This window comes from Desulfallas thermosapovorans DSM 6562 (genome assembly GCF_008124625.1).
Taxonomy (GTDB): Bacteria; Bacillota; Desulfotomaculia; order Desulfotomaculales; family Desulfallaceae; genus Sporotomaculum; species Sporotomaculum thermosapovorans.
On the sequence record NZ_VNHM01000002.1, the window covers coordinates 248273 to 266602 of the forward strand.

Below are 18330 nucleotides of genomic sequence, written 5' to 3' on the forward strand. Positions count from 1 at the left end.
ATTATTAGTTAATAAAACCGGGGTGCATTGATAAGCTCCGGTTTTTATTCTGCCGTCTCCTTGCAATTGCTTTCTTGACGAATTGTATTGCTATATTATAAAATTAATATAGACATTTCGTGATAAATAGTTTAAAATATATAGTTTATTTTCTTAAACCTGCTCTAATTAACTAATTATGGAGGTAATAAATGGATGAAATTAAGGACATTGCCAGGGAAGTGATTCAGGCTGTATTGCCGATTGCGGTTCTGGTTGTTATTTTGCAATTGTTATTGTTCGAAAATCCGGTTCCCATGGTGGCACAATTTATTGTTGGTGTAGTTTTAGTATCCTTTGGTCTGGGGTTGTTTTTAATTGGAGTAAAAATAGGTGTGCTGCCATTGGGCGAGATTATCGGCTCTGAGTTACCCCAGCGGGGTTCCATATGGTTACTTATGATTTTTGCCATGTTCCTGGGCTTTGCCGTTACTGTAGCCGAACCGGATGTGCGGGTTTTGGCCCAACAAATTGATTTTGTTTCCAACGGTGAAGTTAATAAAAGTATTATTATTACCTTTGTAGCCATGGGTGTTGGTGTTTTTATGACCATTGCCGTGGCCAGGATTGTATTGGGTATTCCAATGAGCTTTTTACTTATTGGTTGCTATGTGGCGGTTTTTATTTTATCCTCCTTTGTGCCGGAGCATTTTGTGCCCGTATCTTTCGATTCCGGCGGTGTGACCACCGGGCCAATGACCGTCCCCTTTATTATGGCTTTGGGGGTTGGTATAACCTCGGTTCTTGGTGGGAAAAGTTCCCTTAGCGACAGTTTCGGTTTGGTGGCCCTTGCTTCTGTGGGTCCCATCATCGCGGTTATGCTTTTGGGGGTGATTTATGCGTAATGGAAATTCAAGTTTTTCAGGGATTCGGGCATATAATGCAGGAAGTGGCCCTGGCCATGCTGCCTTTGTTGGCCATTTTTTTAGTTTTTCATTTATTTTTATTAAGGTTACCGCTAGAAAAGATTAAACAAATCCTCACCGGTATGGTATTATCTTTGGTGGGAATAGCTTTTTTCCTGCAGGGAGTACAGGTAGGTTTTTTCCCGGCCGGCAGTGCTATGGGTGAACAATTGGGGCGACTACCCTATAACTGGGTGGTGATTCCCATCGGCGTTATGCTGGGTTTTGTGGTTGTGGTGGCGGAACCAGCCGTTCGGGTACTCAATTACGAGGTGGAAAAGGTATCCGGTGGTTTTATATCCCAGCGGGTAATGCTGTACACTTTATCTGTGGGAGTGGCGGTATCGGTTGGTTTGGCTATGGCCAGGATAGTGTACGGTATTCCTTTAATTTACCTTTTGCTTCCCGGTTACATCATTGCTATGATTATATTAAAATTTTCGTCCCCGACTTTTGTTGCGGTGGCTTTTGATTCCGGCGGTGTGGCCACCGGTCCCATGACGGTCACTTTCATAATGGCGCTGGCCGTAGGTATAGCAACAGGGATACCTGGAAGGGATCCGCTACTGGATGGCTTTGGACTGATTTCTTTGGTGGCTCTGGCGCCGATACTATCTGTATTAACCCTTGGTCTGATTTATGGAGGAAGGAGCCTTGATGATGAAGGTCAGTAAAGATCATCAATTGATTGTAACCATTGTTAAAAAAGGTTGGGCCGAAAAGGTCATAAAGGCCGCCAAACAGGCGGGCGCCAGGGGAGGTACTGTTCTGGGCGGACGGGGCATTGGCATTCACGAACAAAAGAAGCTGTTGGGCATTCCCATCGAGCCCGAAAAGGATATAATACTAACTCTGATCCACAAGGATAAGACCGACGCAGTGCTGGAAGCAATAGTTGAAGCCGGGCAATTGCAAAAGCCGGGCACAGGCGTTGGGTTTGTCATAGATGTTGATAAAGTGGTTGGTATTGTATCTTTAATTGAGGATAAATGTTTTTAGCGCTATTTATTGTGGCGATGCAGATTGTTATATTCTACAATGATATAAATATGCAAGCATAGAATTCCCCGTCTGATTTTTATTGTGTGGCGGGGAATTTTATATTTACCATGCAAATAAAACATTTTAAAACTTTTAGTAGCATTTTCCCTGCTTTTTTATTTAAATAATAATTATTAAACATTTCCTGTATCATGAACATGTCGATATATATGGGGAAGATATAATTACTTATTGCCGCACCAAACTGGCGGCATACAAAGTACCCAGGATTGTGGAGTTTCGGGATCAGTTACCCAAATCTGCCGTAGGTAAAGTATTGCGACGCTTACTGCGCGACTAAACTTTATGGTAGTGGGCAACCGCTAATCTATTTTAACGTACAGATTGCGGTTGTTTTTTTTACGGGCATACTGTTAAAATTACCTTTCCACGTAAACAGATTATTGCTATAATATAAATAGTGAACAAGTTGTGTATCAACAAACAACTTATTGGTTCATAATAGTGTGTTGCATGTATATTTATTTTATGTTAATTAATACCACGTGGAGGTGGGGATTATTGGAAGGTTTAAAGAATAATTTATTAGTGCATCCGGAAAATGAGAAACGCTGCATGGCTGTTAAGAGAGCGGAGGAATTGAAACACCGTATTGAAGATTATCTGGAGGCCGTCAAGCACATTCCAACGGGATTCAAATTAGAAGAGCAGTACCAGCTGAGAAAAAGGCAGATATTAAGCTTTTTTGGAGCTACTGAGGCAGACTGGCAAAACTGGCGCTGGCAAATGCGCAACAGAATCAGTGATGTCAGAAAATTAAGGCGGCTTATGCCGTTGACCGATGAAGAAGCCGGGCATATTGAATTTGTCAGCAAAAAATTTCGCTGGGCAGTTTCACCATATTATTTAAGCCTTATGCAGCCGGACAATCCCCGATGTCCGGTGAGGATGCAGGGTATACCAAGTATATGGGAAATTCGTGATAGTTGGGGTAAGGAAGATCCCATGGCCGAGGAATACACTTCACCCGCCCCTCGGATTACCCGCCGTTATGCTGACCGGTTGATAATAAATGTAACCAACCAGTGTGCCATGTTCTGCCGGCACTGCCAGCGCAGGCGCAATATAGGTGAAGTAGACAGGCCTGCACCGGTGGAGGATGTCAAGGCAGCCATCGATTACATCCGGGCCAATCCCGAGGTGCGAGATGTGTTAATTACGGGCGGTGATCCGCTGACATTGTCCGATGAGTGGTTGGATTGGATACTTACTGAGTTGGACAGCATTGAACATGTGGAAATAAAGCGTATAGGCAGCCGTGTTCCGGTGACCATGCCTCAGCGCATTACACCTGAGCTTTGCCGTATGTTGGAGAAGCACCATCCCATTTACGTGAATACTCACTTTAACCACCCCATGGAAGTAACCCGGGAAGCGTTAAAGGCTACCCGGAGGCTGGCCAAGGCAGGTATACCGCTGGGTAACCAGGCTGTATTGCTTAAAGGGGTTAATAATGACCCGCACGTAATGAAAAAGTTAAACCATGAGCTGCTTAAGATACATGTCAGGCCGTATTATATTTTTCATGCCAAGCCTGTAAAGGGTACAACCCATTTTGTGCCCACTATTCAAGAAGGATTGGAGATTATGGAAAACCTGCGCGGCTATACATCGGGCCTGGCCGTGCCCTGGTATATTATTAATGCGCCCGGTGGCGCCGGCAAAACACCGCTGCTTCCCCAGTACCTGTTATCTGTGGAAAAGGAGCACGTAATGATTAGAACCTGGGAAGGAAAGGTTTTCCGTTGTTACAACGGTGGGTATGTCGCAAGGGATAGCGAACAACTGGCGGTGGATTATACCATTCATGAACATGAAGCAGTTTTTTGAGAATAGTATAAGCATAGTTAAATGCAAATAAGTGCCCCCAAAAAGGACCCCTGTTCTTGGTGCAGAACAGGGGTTTTGAAGTGTATAGGGTTTTTTTAATCGAGAGCGAGGGCGGTTATTAGAAGTTATAAACTTCGTCCAATTCTTCGCCGGTCACATCAAACGTGGTGTTATGGGGGCTGAACTGTTCCCTGGTAAAGAATTCGGGCAACCTGTCGTCGGCCTTGGTGAACCCGGCTTCCTTGTTAAATTGCCGTTCTGTTTTAAGTATGTTTTGACCCAGGGCTATAACATCGTCCACCGTCAATTCAGTGCCATACTGGGCATTGAGCATTTCCACGATGGTGGGCAGTCCTTCTGGGTTATCCAGCACGGCAAAGGCTACGAACAGGCACAGGCCGGAGGCATCTATAGCCGCGGTGGCTATCTGCAAGTTGCGGGAAAGTTCCACTTGTCCATCCTTTTTGGTGGGATCGACAAACCCGCCAACCTTCAGAATGTTTGCTGTAACAGCGTACCCTGCGGTATGGTCTGCGCCCATGGTGGTGGTGGCATATGTTACACCGTTACCTTTGCAGGACCGCGGGTCGTAAGCCGGAATGCCTTGCCCCTTTACTGCGGGAACCCTGGTAACACCAAACACTTTTCCGGTGTTGGCAGCGCCGCTACCGATGATCCGGCCCAGCGGGGTGCCTTTGCCCACTTCTTCCAGGGCGGCAATGGCGGCAGCTCCGTCGCCAAAGGGGATAACACCGGCTTCGGCCAACACGCCCAATGTGCAGCCAGCTTCAATGGTGTCCAGACCCACGTCGTTGCAGATGTAATTCAGCTTGGCAACCACGTCCAGGTCGCTAATTTCCAGGTTGGGACCGAAGCACCAGGCGGTTTCGTATTCAATGGGGGAGCATTCTTTGCCGTCCGGCATGGGATAAACGTTGGAGCAACGCATTACACAACCCGGGTGGCAGGCATGGGTGGCTTTGCCGCCCCTGGCGTTGGCCACCTCGGCCAGCTTTTCGCCGCTAACCTCACTGGCCTTGTCAAACCGGCCACGGGAGAAGTTCCGCACGGGCAGAGCGCCGGCCTCGTTAATAATGTTCATTAGCACGTTGGTTCCGTATGCGGGCAGACCCTGGCCGCATACCGGGTGGTCCAGCAGTATTTTGGCAAATTTTTTGGCCGCTGCCTTAAAACGCTCGGGATCTTGTACCGGGGCATCAAATGTTTTGGGGCTGTCCACCACAATGGCCTTTAACCCCTTGGAACCCATAACAGCACCCAGGCCGCCGCGACCGGCGTACCGGCTGCTGTTGCCCTCGAGGTCGTTATTGGTAACTCCGGCGGAAGGCATCAGCATTTCACCGGCCGGGCCGATGGTGATGACGCCAACCTTTTCGCCAAAGCGTTGTTTACAGATAGCGGTTGTTTCATAGGTACCCTTGCCGGCTAAATCATCGGCAGGCAGCATTTCTATGCCCTCCGGGGTGATTTTGAGCAGTGAAAAACCTTTGTCGGCAGGTTTACCTTCAATGATGATGGCCTTAATGCCCAGGTTGGCCAGTTTTTGTGATGTAATGCCGCCGGCGTTGGCCTCTTTAATGCCACCGGTTAGCGGGCTTTTGCCACCCACCGAAAGGCGACCGGAGGAAGGGGCCTGGGTGCCGGACAGTAAACCGGGAGCGATGACCAGTTTGTTTAACTCGCCAAGGGCATTGCAGGTGGCTGGTACTTCGTCGGCAACCAACTGCGATGTTAACGCCCGGCCGCCCAAGGTGATATATTTTTCCGGCACATCCTCGGTGGTGAATTCTCTTTTGGTCATGTTAACTCTGATAATTTTTTGCATAAATTATCCTCCTTCTAAATACATAATGGATTAATTTATAAGGTAAATTTCCGCTGGTAGTAAACAACATAGCATACGCTGGATTGACTTCTTGTAAACTATACACGCAATAATCATGCCAATGCTCTGAGTGATTGAAAATTGCAGTAATTACGCACTTTTTTTAAAGGGTAATCCCGCCAATATGTAAATTAATAACACAACGCCGCCGTTATGCATTAAAAATGCACAACGGCGGCGTTCTGAAGTGGGTCAACCGTTCCATAACGGAACAGGGTGTTATTTAACTAAAAATATTATTTTATAATTTACTACTACATGGCATTGCGGTAAATTTGCATTACGTCATCCAGGGTGGCCAGACGCGGGTTGGTCAGGGAACAGGCGTCTTTCATAGCGTTTTCGGCCATGATCTGAATATCCTTTTCCTGTACATTCAGTTGAGCCAATCCGGTGGGAATACCCACATCCACTGAAAGCTGCTTGATGGCTTCAATGGCTACGTCGGCGGCTGCCCGGGTGCTGAGTCCATCGATGTTTTCGCCCATGGCCTGTGCTATGTCGGCAAAACGTTCGGGGGCGGAAATCAGGTTGAACTGGCAAACATGGGGCAGTAAAATGGCATTGCATACGCCGTGGGGCAGATTATAGAAACCACCCAGTTGGTGAGCCATGGCGTGTACATAGCCCAAGCTGGCGTTATTGAAAGCCATACCGGCAAGGAATTCAGCATAGGCCATCTTATCCCGGGCCACCATGTTGGTTCCGTTGGCTACCGCGGCGCGCAGGTTTTCGGAGATCAATTTGATGGCCATTAACGCTGCTGAGTCGGTGACCGGTGTGGCGGCGGTGGAAACATAGGCCTCTACGGCGTGGGTCAGAGCATCCATACCGGTGGCTGCAGTGAGTGCCGGGGGCATGCCTACCATCAACAGGGGGTCATTAATGGCTACGTTGGGGGTAACCCGCCAGTCAACAATGGCCATTTTAACTTTCCGATCGGTATCGGTGATAATACAGAAGCGGGTCATCTCACTGGCTGTCCCGGCAGTGGTGTTGATGGCGATGAACGGAGGCATAGCCTTGGAAGACTTGTCCACCCCTTCATAATCGCGAATATTACCGCCGTTGGTGGCCACAATGCCGATACCTTTGGCGCAGTCGTGGGAACTACCGCCACCCAGGGAAATGATCATGTCGCAATTATTGTCCTGGAATACTTTTAGCCCGTCATGCACGTTTATGTCGGTGGGGTTGGGCTCGGCACCGCCCCATACTATGGCTTTGGCACCGGCGGCTTCCACCAGGCCCTTAATTTCATCGGCCATGCCTGATTTGGCCAGGTAAGCATCGGTCACGATAAGCGCATTGGTGCCACCCATTACTTTTACCTGGTTGGTGGTTTCCTTGTGGGAACCTACGCCCATGAGGTTAACAGTAGGGATGAAGTAACCAAAAACTTGTTCTCCTAATGCCATTGTAAAATATTCCTCCTTTTTTTAGTTAATAGCAGGTATTTGCAATTTACCTACTATTATTTTTTTTTTGAGTATTTTTATTTGCAATTGTCGTGCCAGTTCAGTTAAATCAAGTGTTTGATTTTTTTGATAGTATAAAAGAAATCAAATTAATTTATAATCTTTTGAATAAAGATCCAAAATGAAACTGCCAGCTAATAATGAATGTTCCGAAGGAGTGTAATTGTGGAACAAAAGTGTCGAAATGATACAGATAGATAATCGTGTATTTAATGGGGTTGCTACAGAACTTAATGCAAAAGAAAACCGCCGACCTGGTGACAGGTTGGCGGTTTCTTATAATTTACTTGATGTCTATGCCGTATTCTTTAATTTTTCTGTACAGTGTATTTCTTCCGATGCCCAGGGAGCGTGCAGCGGTGGTTATATTGCCGTCGTAATAAGCCAGGGTGCGGGTGATGGTTTCCACTTCCACTTCCTCGAGGCTGGGCGGTAGTGGGCCGGGAATAGAAAGCTCTTGCATGCGGTTAAGCAGTTTGTCTTTAATTTGTGTGGTAAGGCGGTAGGCCCTTATCACGTTATCCTTGTTGAGTTTTTGTGCCCACCCATTCTCTTGGGTCATTTTTTCCAGTGTTTCCAAAATTGATTGGCCTTCAAGGCCCGGCCAGCGATTACCGGTGGTGGTGGGGGGCGCTGTAGTATAGGAGTTGCTCGCTGATTGTCGTATTCTTTCGGGTAAATGCGTGGGTAGAATCATGTTGCCATCGCACAGTGCAACGGCCTGGTCCACAATATTAACCAGCTCCCTTATATTACCGGGCCAGTTGTGATCTTGCAGTATAAGCATGGCTTCGGGGGATACCTGCGGCGCCCTGTGTGCTTTGGCATTGAAGTTGGTGATAAAATGGTTGACCAGCATGGGGATATCTTCTTTTCTTTCCCGCAGCGGCGGCAATTCTAATCTTACCACATCCAACCTGTAAAATAAATCCTCCCGAAAAAGCTTTTCCCGGACGGCCTTTTCCAAGTTTACGTTGGTGGCCGCAATAATGCGCACGTCGGATTTTACTGGTTTTTCACCCCCAACGCGCACGAACTCGCCCGTTTCCAGGACCCGCAGTAATTTAACCTGAATGGACGGGTTGGCCTCCCCTATTTCATCCAGGAAAAGTGAGCCGTTATTGGCAATTTCAAAAATGCCACGGCGCATATACGAAGCTCCGGTGAAGGAGCCCTTTTCATGGCCGAAAAGCTCACTTTCCAGTAAATTTTCAGGCAGGGCACCGCAGTTTATGGGAACAAATGCTTGTTGGTGGCGGGGGCTGCCAGCGTGAATAAACCTGGCCAGTATCTCCTTGCCGGTGCCGGTTTCACCCCGGATCAAAACATTAATATTTTTTTTGGCAATTTTATCCGCAATTGTGGCCAGACGTATCATTTTGGGGGTTTTTCCCACTATAAAACCGACTTTTTCGGCGGTGGTGCCCCATTCGGGCCGGCCTGAAATCTTATCAGTTGTCCGGTGACCGTAGTCCAGTGCTTTGCATATTAAATCCTCTATTTCGGTGATATCCTCAAAGGGTTTTTCTATATAGTCAAAAGCACCCAATTGTATGGCCTTGACTGCGGTGCGGGTGGTGCTGTAGCCCGTCATAATTATGGCTTCACAATCGGGCTGGTTATTTTTTAAATATTGCAGTAATATTAACCCGTTGGTGTCGGGCAGCTTCAGGTCAATCAAAGCCACGGCAAAATTGATGGTATCAATTAAACGCATTGCTTCGCCACCGGTGTGGGCGAGGCTGACTTTAAAACCCTTTCTTTGCAGCAGGCGGCGAAAAAAACTGCCCACTTCCACTTCATCATCGATTACTAAAATATTTTCACCGGGGGCCAAGGTAGATCACCTCCCTTACTAAAATTACTGGTGTTTCACCGGGATAGCCAGAGTGAAGCAACTGCCTTGACCGGGTGTGCTGGTTACATCAATGGTGCCTCCGTGGGCTTCGGCTATACCCAGGCTTACCGATAAACCCAACCCGGTACCTTTATGGGCCTCTTTGCTGGTGAAAAACGGGTTAAAAATTTTCAATATATTTTCTGCGGCAATGCCGTCACCATTATCAGTAACCGTGGCGGTTACATAATCACCGTTCTCGCTTTTTCTCACCGTGGTGGTGATGGTTATTGTTTTATCCCCGGGCTTGTTTTCCAGCGCGTCCCTGGCGTTTAGCAGCAAATTAACCAGCACCTGGTCCAGCTGTTGTTCATTGGCCAGTATATTCGGGAGGTTTGGGGCGAGGTTCAGCTTAAGATTAATATTGTTTTGGTTGATTTGATACCGTATTAAAGGCAGCACACTTTCCACAACTTTGTTAAGGTTGGTACTTGTCATGGGTCGCTGGTCCTGCCGGGCAAAAGTTAACAGGTTTTGAATTATTTTTTTGCAGCGCAGCCCGCAGTTGATGATATCCTGTAGCAGTTCCACATTGTTGTTTTTTTCCATACCGTCGTCCCGCAAGATGATCTGGGAATTGCCTATAATTACGGTCAGAGGGCTGTTTAGCTCGTGGGCTACCCCTGCGGCCATTTCCCCGATGGCCGCCAGCTTGTCCGATTGCATTAACTGGGCTTCCATTTTAACCTGCTCGGTAATATCTTTGATGTGATGGATTACCGAGTTAATTTCCCGGTTTTGTTTGAAAATGGGGTAATAGTGCACATCGTAAGTTTTACCGGACTCCAGTTGGATGCGCCGGTAAGCGGGAACCCGGTTCCGGTAAACTTCATCCATCAAGCAAAACTCACATTTGGTATCCCTTCCCCACACATAATGATAACACTTGCTTTTTACCGGTTTACCGGTGTTTTTGCCCGGCAATCCATCCAGGCGGTTGTTGCACCGGATGATATTGTAGTTACGGTCAATTAATAAAATGGGATCGGTGAGGGAGCGAAAAGTTTCTTCCCATTCTGTTTTGCTGTTTAATACTTGCTCGTAAAGACGGGCGTTTTCTATGCATATGGCAAGCTGGTCGGCCAGTTGCCTGGTAAACCTGGCCTCATCTTTGGAGTATGCGTTTTCCCGGTGACTGCCAATCACCAGCACGCCAATTACGTTACCCTTGACAATAAGCGGGTCCAGGGCCAGGGATGCTATGTTCAACTTCTCCAGGGGCGGGAGAACCTCTTCGTTACGATCTTTTTCGGTGAGTGAAAATACTTTGCTCTCCCTTTCCTGTACCGCCTGCCACAGCAGTGATTTATGTGGTACGGGGCGGTTAATACAGCGGCAGTGGGGAATCATGGCCGTCATTATTAAATCATTGTCCCGCTGAAGGGCCAGCCCTAAAAAGTCGCAGTAAATCACCAGCGGCAGGCGCTGGTATACTCGTTCGATAATATCCGCCAGCGACATGTCGATATTAATATCTTTAATAATCTGGTGAATGATTTCCAGCTGGTTGTTTTGCTTGACAATTTCTTCATTACTCTTTTTTACCTCCAAATAATAATTTATCTTGGAGGAATGGATGCCGGTCAATTGTTCAATTAAATGTTTTTTTTCATTGATCAGGTACCGGTTTCCCATCTTTAACCCCCCCCTTACATAGCCTTGTAGAAAATACGGGCCAAATCTTCCGCGTCGGCATCCCTGGGATTGGTTATGATACAAGCGTCATGCAGGGCATTTTTACTCAGCTCGGGTATATATTCCTCCCTGAAGCCCATGTTGGAAAGCCCGTAGTTGATGCCGATATCCCGCACCAGGCGGCGAACGGCATCAATAGCCTTGTGGGCTGCGTCCTGTTTGCTGAGGCCGTCTACGTTTTCCCCCATGGCTATGGCCACCTGGCGGTATTTATCGGCGCAGGATATCAGGTTAAATTCCATCACATGGGGAAGCAAAACAGCGTTGGTTTCGCCGTGGTGCAAATCCAGCAGACCGTCCACCTGGTGGGTCATGGCATGGGTGGCTCCCAGTATGGCATTGGAAAAGGCGAGCCCGGCTTGCAGGCTGGCCATGGACATGGCGGACTTGGCCTGCATGTTGGTCCGGCAGGCCACCGATTCCCGCAAGTTTCCAGCTATCAGCCGGATGGCCTCCAGGGCCCGGACATCGGATAGCGGGTTGGCCGCCAGCGAAACATATGATTCGATGGCGTGGCTTAAAGCATCCACCCCGGTGGCCGCGGTAAGCCTGGCGCCTTTGGTTTGCAGTAGCTGCGGGTCGATGATGGCAATATCCGGCACCAGTGATCTGGATATAATGGCCATTTTTTTCTTGCGCTGTTTGTCCACTATAATGGCAAATTGTGATACCTCGGAGCCCGAACCGGCCGTAGAGGGCACCATAAGCATGGGCGGTAGCGGTCGGGTAATTTTGTTTATGCCTTCGTAATCCTGAATTCTACCGCCGTTGGTGGCGACAGTGGCCACGGCCTTGGCCGCGTCAATGGGGCTGCCTCCCCCCACGGCCATTATGGCATCACATTTGGATGCCAGGTATTGCTCGCTCCCTTTGGCTACCTCGGTATCCTTGGGGTTACTGGTGATCTCGCTCCAGACCTGGTATTCCAATCCCGCCTGTTCCAAATAAAATAAAACTTTTTTTATCCAGCTATGCTCCATTAAACCCTGGTCCGTGACCACAAAGAGTTTTCTGGCACCCAGGCGCAGTGCGCTTTCGCCTATCTGGCTGATGGCGTTCATGCCAAAGATTATTTCCGGAGCTACGAATTTTATTATATCAATGTTTGTTCTGTTCATGCCGCTACCTCATATCTTTAAATTGTGTACCAAAATGATACACAGTCTTATTGTAACAGATTATACTTGTTAACAAAAGATTAATTAACGGGGGTATAAAATTCCACTACATAAGTGCAAAAAGGATGCGCTATTTAGCGCATCCCGCAACCTGCTTCCCTAAACCAGTGACTGTTCTGCCCTTTGTATAGCCAGGCGGACCATATTGCCGCAGTCTCTTGACGAAACGCTGCCGAAACCGCCCTCTACACGAACAACATCGGCAAACCCAAGTTCTTCGGCTAACTCCATCTTCAGCTTGTCCGACATAACGCCGCCACGCCTTCTGGCCATAATTAGCCTACCTCCTTTGGGTGTTTAGGGATAGCAAGTTCCATCGTTAGTATATTTCGCAACCTAAATATTATGCCTGTGGCCGGACAGGTATTGTCCGGCATTTTGGGCAATGGCATGGATAAAATTAATGGTTTGTACCAAATCACGGGTATCGGCAATTTGAGCCGGGGCATGGGCATAGCGCATCGGTATGCCCAGGGTGGCCACCGGCACATCCAGCAGTTGTATTACTGAAGTGTCGGTATAAGAACGGGATATTCCCTTCTGGATGGTAATACCTGCGGAACCGGCCACTTTTTCTAAAAATTTTCGCATGGGGGAGCGCATGATGGCCAGGTCGTCCACCAGGCGTAGCGCCACCCCTTGACCCAGGCGTATTTGGCGCTGGTGCCGGGGGATGCCGGGTATATCACTGCATACCATGCTATCCACCACCACGGCAAAATCCGGGCGCAGCTTCAAGGCCGCCACCAGGGCACCGCGGGAGCCGTGCACGTTGGAAGGATCGCTGCCTGGCATCATGCCGTGCTCTTCGGTACTGGAGAACACCCCGGTGACTTCGGCTTCAATGGGAGTGGCGGACAACCTGCGTAACAGGGCTATCAGTATAGCGCAGCCCATCCTGTCGTCAATACACCGTCCCATAACCCGGTTCCGGTTGAGCCGGTGGAATCCGCGGCTGAAGGTGACCGGTGTGCCCGTGGAGATGCCCATTTGCAACACTTCTTCCCTGTTTTGCGCCCCCACATCTACAAACATTTCTTTCTGCCCCGTCACCGGCAAATGGGGCGGGTGGATACCCACACAGCCTTGGATGATACCCGAACCGGTGTGCAGCGACACCCACTGGCCGGGTCCCAGGTATTCGGGTATACCGCCCAGGGGATAAAGATAAATAAACCCCTGGTCATCAATATTGCTAACCACGTAACCAACTTCATCCATGTGGGCACAAACCATCACCCGGTTAGGTTTGCCGCCCTTTGTTTTCCCGGGCACAGTGGCGTACAGGTTGCCCATGTGGTCAGTGCCGATATGTGCCCCGGTGGGCCGGAGCAAATCAGTTATTTTTTCCCTGACCGCGTCCTCAAGACCTGTAACCCCGGCCACTGATATTAATTCCCGCAGCAGTTCGACAATTTCATTTTCCAGTGCATCATTGTCCATGCCAACTGTCAAAGTATAATCATCTCCTTGGTGGATTTTCATGCTATTTCACAATGCTGGTCAGCGTGCCGATCTTTTCAATGTAACATTCAATTTTGTCCCCGCTTTGCAAAAACTTGAAGGGCTTAAATCCCATGCCTACCCCCGAAGGTGTGCCGGTGGATATAATATCCCCCGGTTTTAAGGTTAATCCCCGGGAAAAATCACTGATAATGCAGGGGATATCATATATCAGGTTGCTTGTGTTGTCGTTTTGGCGCAGTTCTCCGTTAACAAAGCACTGTATTTTTAACGCGGGGGGAAATTCCACGGCACTTTTATGAACGATATAAGGCCCCATGGGACAGGTACCGTCCAGGCTTTTACCTTTGTACCACTGCTGGTGCCGTTTTTGCAAGTCTCGGGCGGTGATGTCGTTTAATATGGTATAACCGAATATGTATTCCTCCGCCTTGTCAACCGGTATATTGTTGCCCTCTTTGCCGATAATAACAGCCAGTTCAACTTCATAATCGAGGGCTTTGGTGATGGTGCTGTGGGCGGGAATATAATCCTGATCACCCGGCGCTTCATTAACTATTTTATGAAAATAAACCGGGTATTTGGGTATATCCGCCGCTTGTTTAGTGACGTCCGCTATTTCCTGCACGTGTTCCTTATAGTTTTTGCCCAGGCAGATGACGCCCCGCTCAGGATGGGGTATCGGTGCCATTATTTTTACCTTGCTAATTGATAGGCCGTCCTTTTCCCCGGCTGCTTTTTGCATTTGCTTTATACAGGCTTCACCGTCGGAGGTATTTTTTCGGGCCAGTGTTTTTATAAGTTCCAGCATAGTGCGGGGCGGCTCAGGTTGAATAATATTTTCTATGGGTATGATTTGCCGGCGGTCACCGGTTAATACCCCTATTTTTACCTGTTCTTCAAACAGGAAAGTTGCCAGGTACAAGCGGTTTCCCCCTTTCAAATTAATAATAAGCTATGGTTGTATATTAATGTTTATATTACATTAATGCAACAGCTTGCGTTTTACACGCCGGTGCCGGGTGTTGAAAGTCTGAATGAATTTCTTTCATGACTTTTGTGCCCAGGATTTCAACACCCGGCACCAAAGCTTGCTTTTCAAATAAACCTTTGACAAGGAAAAATAATCTGTGGCAGGTAAACTCTAACAGGTTTCCGAATATATGAGATTAAATAGTAAAATAGTGATGTTATTGCATTAGCCTGGACCGATGGTTGACGGGGAAAAACATAAAGGATGTGGGGCATCATCATGGATATACTCATGAGGCTTGACCGGGTAACCAAAACATACAATATGGGCGAAATTAAAGTTAATGCCCTTAGAGAGACTTCCCTGAATGTTTTTCAGGGGGAAATACTGGTGATACTGGGCCCCAGCGGCCCGGGTAAAAGCACCCTGCTTAATATCATGGGAGGGATGGATTTGCCCACCACGGGAGAAATGTTTTTCTTGAATGAAAACCTGAGCCGGGCCGGTGATAAACGGCTAACTTACTACCGAAGAAATGAAATCGGTTTTGTATTTCAGTTTTACAATCTAATACCGGATCTGACGGCTAGGGAAAATGTGGAACTGGCCGCTGACTTGGTGGACGAGCCACTGGTGGTGGAGGATGTGCGGTGGCGGTGGTCACGGTGGGTATCGCGGTTTATATCAGTATGACCACCGCCTATTACAATTTAAATACAGCCAAGGATAAGTTTTATCAGGACAATAATTTTGCGGATTATTACTTTCATGTGATTAAAGCCCCGCAGCAGGTGACCAAACAAATTGAAACCATACCCGGGGTGGCCGGAGTGACCGGTCGTTTACAAAAAGATGTTACCCTGGTTAATGACCACAATAAACGGGCCACCGCCCGCCTGACCAGTTATACATTGCCCGTGGAGTATGAACTTAACAATGGAAAAAAATATTTCTGCCGGTGGGTATCGTTTCAATAGTGGCTTTGGCAGCCATAATAACAATTACAGGCAGAGGCATTGAGGCGGATACGGTTCGGGTGGTGAAAGGGGATATAACCCGGGTTGTGGAAGATACCGGCTACGTGCAGCCCTCCACAAAGTATGACCTCCAGGCTACCCAGAATGCCAGGGTTATACAGGTGCCGGTGGTTATCGGCCAGCAGGTGCATAAAGGCCAGGTTTTGGTGGTGCTGGAAAACCTGGACCTGGATATGCAAATAGCCGATACACAGGCTCAATTAAACCAAACCGCGGCTTCAATTGCAGCCGCCCGGGCGGCTGTGGACCGCACCCGGCTGGAGTTGGAAAATGCTGCGAATTACCTGGAACGACTTCGGGAACTTTTTGCATCCGGGGCTGTAGCTGAAGTTGATTTTGAAGCTGCCCGGTTTAAAGTGGAAACCCTGGAACAGAGTTTACAGGAGCAGACCCAACTGCTGGAAAGCGCCAGAGCCCGGGAAGCGGGTTTAAATCAATTATTGCATAACCTTAACCGCAAGGACCGGCAGTTGACATTACAAAGCCCGGTGGAAGGAGTTATATTAAGCTTGCTGGCCCGGCAGGAAGAGGTGGTAAGCCCGGGTACATTGCTGGCCAGCGTGGCGATGACCGGCCAGTTGGAAGTAAAGGCGGATATCCTGAGTGACGACCTGGGCGAGGTGGAACCGGGACAGCGCGTAGTGATTACCGCCCCGGTCCTGGGTGGAAAGGTGCTCGGCGGCGAAGTCAGGGAAATATACCCCCAGGCCGAGGAAAAACAATCAGCTCTGGGAGTGATCCAGAGACGGGTGCCCGTAATTATCTCTTTGGAGGACTTTGCCAACCTGAAACCGGGATATGAAGTAAGGGTGGCCATTGAAACCGCCACCAGGCATAATGTACCGGTTATTCCCTTAGAAGCTGTGCGTGCCCTGGAGGATGGCGGCAAGGAAGTAATGGTGGTAACAGATAACCGTGCAGAGCACAGGAGGGTGCAAACCGGTATCAGTGACCGGGAAAATATTGAGGTCACCGGGGGGCTTAAGGCAGGAGAAATGCTTATCCGCGACGGCAGCCTGAACATAAAGGAAAACGCCAGGGTTAAGGGGTGGTGGTGATGAATTAATGGATGAATCAATATACAGAGTTTATCAGGCTAAAAAGAAAAAGGTAGCGGCAAAGCTGTCCGTAATAAAAAAACAAAATGAATTGTTTGTGGTCCTGCGCCCGCTGGTTTTTTTGGCCGCGGCGGGTTTATCCATCGCTTACTCCTTCTGGTTGGCAAACCCACTTTACCTGATTTGTATTGATTTAATGGTTTTGATATTTATTGCCATGGTAGTAAAACATAACCGCATCAAAGCTGAAATTAAGTATCTGGAAACGCAGGTAGCTATTAATGATAAAGGTTTGCGTCGCTTGGAGGGCAAATGGGGGGAGTTTGCCGATACCGGGGAGCGTTTTATCGATCCCGAGCACCGTTATGCCTCTGATCTGAATATATTCGGGCAAGGTTCCCTGTTCCAGTATATTAACGCCGCCACCACTATGGTTGGTGAAAACAGGCTGGCTCAATTGCTTACTTCCCCGTCCAGTTTGGAGGAAATTGCCCGCCGCCAACAGGCCCTCCAGGAGTTAAGCCGTCGTTTTGACTGGCGCCAGCATTTTCAGACCACCGGTATGCTGCTGGATAAAGATAAAAAGGCCGGTGATCTGGAAAAACTGCTGGGCTGGGCGGAGGAAAAACCGGTATTCACCAATAAATATACTTTATTTCTGCCGGTAATTCCTTTGGTTACCCTAATTTTAGCCCTATTGGGGTACTTTGATTTTATCCCCCCGTATATCTGGGTTTTCCCCTTTGTTCTGCAGATACTGGTGGTGACTTTAACGGAAAAAACCGCTCATCAAACATTTATAAAAACAGGTAATACAGTAAATGAGCTGTACCGTTACTCGGCCCAATTGGTATGTATTGAAACAGAAAACTTTAATACGCCGCTGTTGAAAAGCCTGAAAAGGAAGCTAATAGGGGGCGGTGAACCTCCATCCCGGCAGGTTGGGCAGCTTTTTAAAATTATGGATAGGATCAGCATGCGTTACTCCAGCCTGCATCCCGTCATCAACATTGGTTTGTTATGGGATTTGCAAACAGTGATCAGGCTGGAAAAATGGAGAGAAAGCTCGGGCCGGTCCTTAAGAGGCTGGATTGAAATAATTGCCGAGTTTGAAGCATTATCCAGTTTGGCTGGTCTGGTTCATGATCATCCCGGCTGGGCGATGCCGGAGATAACCGGTTCCAAGCCGGCATTAAAGGCCACTATCCTGGGGCACCCGCTGATTAAAGATGAAATACGGGTGTGTAATGATGTTGAACTGGCTGAACCCGGCACGGTTTTACTCATCACTGGTTCGAATATGTCCGGCAAAAGTACCCTGCTTAGAACAGTGGGGATTAATTTGGTACTAGCCTATGCCGGCGCTCCGGTATGCGCCGGGCGGTTCAGTTGTTCCATGATGGATGTTTATTCCAGTATACATATTAATGATAACCTGGAAAAAAACATCTCGACTTTTTATGCGGAACTACTGCGCATCAAATTGATAGTGGACGCTGCCAAAACCGGCAAGCCCATGATTTTCCTAATTGATGAAATCTTTAAAGGAACCAATTCCAGGGACAGAATTACGGGCGCCAAAGCTGTTATTAAAGCTTTACATGAGCTGGGGTCTGTTGGATTGGTGTCCACCCACGATTTGGAGCTGGCCCGGCTGGAAAATGAAATACCTTTGATTAGGAACTATCATTTTACGGATCAGATTACCGGCCGGGATATAACCTTTGATTATCGCCTTAAACCCGGAGTATCAAGATCCACCAATGCACTGGCCCTGATGAAGATTATTGGTATAGGGATATGAGGTA

Annotated in this window: 16 protein-coding genes and 1 pseudogene; 9 read left to right on the forward strand and 8 right to left on the reverse strand. The window is 48.1% G+C overall.

Going from position 1 to position 18330, the window contains the following annotated elements:
* The first annotated feature begins 191 nt into the window (after window positions 1-191).
* The 5 genes and pseudogenes from LX24_RS03100 to eam all read left to right on the forward strand — a co-directional run bounded on the left by LX24_RS03100 (window position 192) and on the right by eam (window position 3836).
* The gene (locus LX24_RS03100) at window positions 192-884 is read left to right on the forward strand and encodes a DUF1538 domain-containing protein (protein ID WP_166510669.1); all 693 of its coding nucleotides are present in this window, start codon (window positions 192-194) and stop codon (window positions 882-884) included.
* Window positions 884-1618, forward strand: a complete 735-nt coding sequence (locus LX24_RS03105) for a DUF1538 domain-containing protein (protein WP_166510670.1) — start codon at window positions 884-886, stop codon at window positions 1616-1618. The genes LX24_RS03100 and LX24_RS03105 overlap by 1 nt, the downstream gene beginning before the upstream one ends.
* Window positions 1602-1943, forward strand: a complete 342-nt coding sequence (locus LX24_RS03110; protein ID WP_243131598.1) for a P-II family nitrogen regulator — start codon at window positions 1602-1604, stop codon at window positions 1941-1943. The genes LX24_RS03105 and LX24_RS03110 overlap by 17 nt, the downstream gene beginning before the upstream one ends.
* Window positions 1944-2160: 217 nt before the next feature.
* Window positions 2161-2286: pseudogene (locus LX24_RS03115) on the forward strand (AMP-binding enzyme); the annotation flags it as partial.
* 275 nt (window positions 2287-2561) lie between these two features.
* Complete coding sequence (gene eam, locus LX24_RS03120) at window positions 2562-3836, forward strand: glutamate 2,3-aminomutase (protein ID WP_166510716.1); 1275 nt, start codon at window positions 2562-2564, stop codon at window positions 3834-3836.
* 118 nt (window positions 3837-3954) lie between these two features.
* Here eam and LX24_RS03125 read toward each other — a convergent pair whose 3' ends face one another.
* The 8 genes from LX24_RS03125 to LX24_RS03160 form a co-directional block, all read right to left on the reverse strand.
* Entirely contained in the window at window positions 3955-5682 is a 1728-nt protein-coding gene (locus LX24_RS03125; protein WP_166510671.1) for an aldehyde ferredoxin oxidoreductase family protein, read from the reverse strand.
* Between the two features lie 314 nt (window positions 5683-5996).
* Window positions 5997-7160: an iron-containing alcohol dehydrogenase gene (locus LX24_RS03130; RefSeq protein WP_166510672.1), complete on the reverse strand. Its 1164-nt coding sequence runs from the start codon at window positions 7158-7160 to the stop codon at window positions 5997-5999.
* 343 nt (window positions 7161-7503) lie between these two features.
* A complete protein-coding gene (locus LX24_RS03135) occupies window positions 7504-9057 on the reverse strand; it encodes a sigma-54-dependent transcriptional regulator (protein WP_166510673.1) in 1554 nt (517 codons plus the stop codon).
* 24 nt (window positions 9058-9081) lie between these two features.
* A complete protein-coding gene (locus LX24_RS03140) occupies window positions 9082-10752 on the reverse strand; it encodes a GAF domain-containing sensor histidine kinase (RefSeq protein WP_207706508.1) in 1671 nt (556 codons plus the stop codon).
* Between the two features lie 14 nt (window positions 10753-10766).
* Window positions 10767-11930: an iron-containing alcohol dehydrogenase gene (locus LX24_RS03145; protein ID WP_166510674.1), complete on the reverse strand. Its 1164-nt coding sequence runs from the start codon at window positions 11928-11930 to the stop codon at window positions 10767-10769.
* 159 nt (window positions 11931-12089) lie between these two features.
* Window positions 12090-12263 carry a small, acid-soluble spore protein, alpha/beta type gene (locus LX24_RS03150; protein ID WP_166510675.1) on the reverse strand — a complete coding sequence of 58 codons (174 nt, stop codon included), beginning with the start codon at window positions 12261-12263 and terminating at the stop codon, window positions 12090-12092.
* Between the two features lie 63 nt (window positions 12264-12326).
* A complete protein-coding gene (locus tag LX24_RS03155; protein ID WP_166510676.1) occupies window positions 12327-13445 on the reverse strand; it encodes a M42 family metallopeptidase in 1119 nt (372 codons plus the stop codon).
* Window positions 13446-13476: 31 nt separating this feature from the next.
* Window positions 13477-14379: a fumarylacetoacetate hydrolase family protein gene (locus LX24_RS03160; protein WP_207706509.1), complete on the reverse strand. Its 903-nt coding sequence runs from the start codon at window positions 14377-14379 to the stop codon at window positions 13477-13479.
* 327 nt (window positions 14380-14706) lie between these two features.
* Between LX24_RS03160 and LX24_RS03165 the strand changes: the two genes are divergently transcribed.
* Genes LX24_RS03165 through LX24_RS03180 form a run of 4 tightly spaced genes read left to right on the forward strand, consistent with a single transcriptional unit; the run spans window position 14707 to window position 18326 of the window.
* Window positions 14707-15120 carry an ABC transporter ATP-binding protein gene (locus LX24_RS03165; RefSeq protein WP_243131591.1) on the forward strand — a complete coding sequence of 138 codons (414 nt, stop codon included), beginning with the start codon at window positions 14707-14709 and terminating at the stop codon, window positions 15118-15120.
* Window positions 15078-15404: a hypothetical protein gene (locus LX24_RS03170; RefSeq protein WP_207706510.1), complete on the forward strand. Its 327-nt coding sequence runs from the start codon at window positions 15078-15080 to the stop codon at window positions 15402-15404. Before LX24_RS03165 ends, LX24_RS03170 begins: the two co-directional genes overlap by 43 nt.
* Window positions 15404-16522 carry an efflux RND transporter periplasmic adaptor subunit gene (locus tag LX24_RS03175; protein WP_243131592.1) on the forward strand — a complete coding sequence of 373 codons (1119 nt, stop codon included), beginning with the start codon at window positions 15404-15406 and terminating at the stop codon, window positions 16520-16522. The genes LX24_RS03170 and LX24_RS03175 overlap by 1 nt, the downstream gene beginning before the upstream one ends.
* A gap of 7 nt (window positions 16523-16529) precedes the next feature.
* Window positions 16530-18326, forward strand: a complete 1797-nt coding sequence (locus tag LX24_RS03180; protein WP_166510677.1) for a MutS-related protein — start codon at window positions 16530-16532, stop codon at window positions 18324-18326.
* The last annotated feature ends 4 nt before the right edge of the window (window positions 18327-18330 follow it).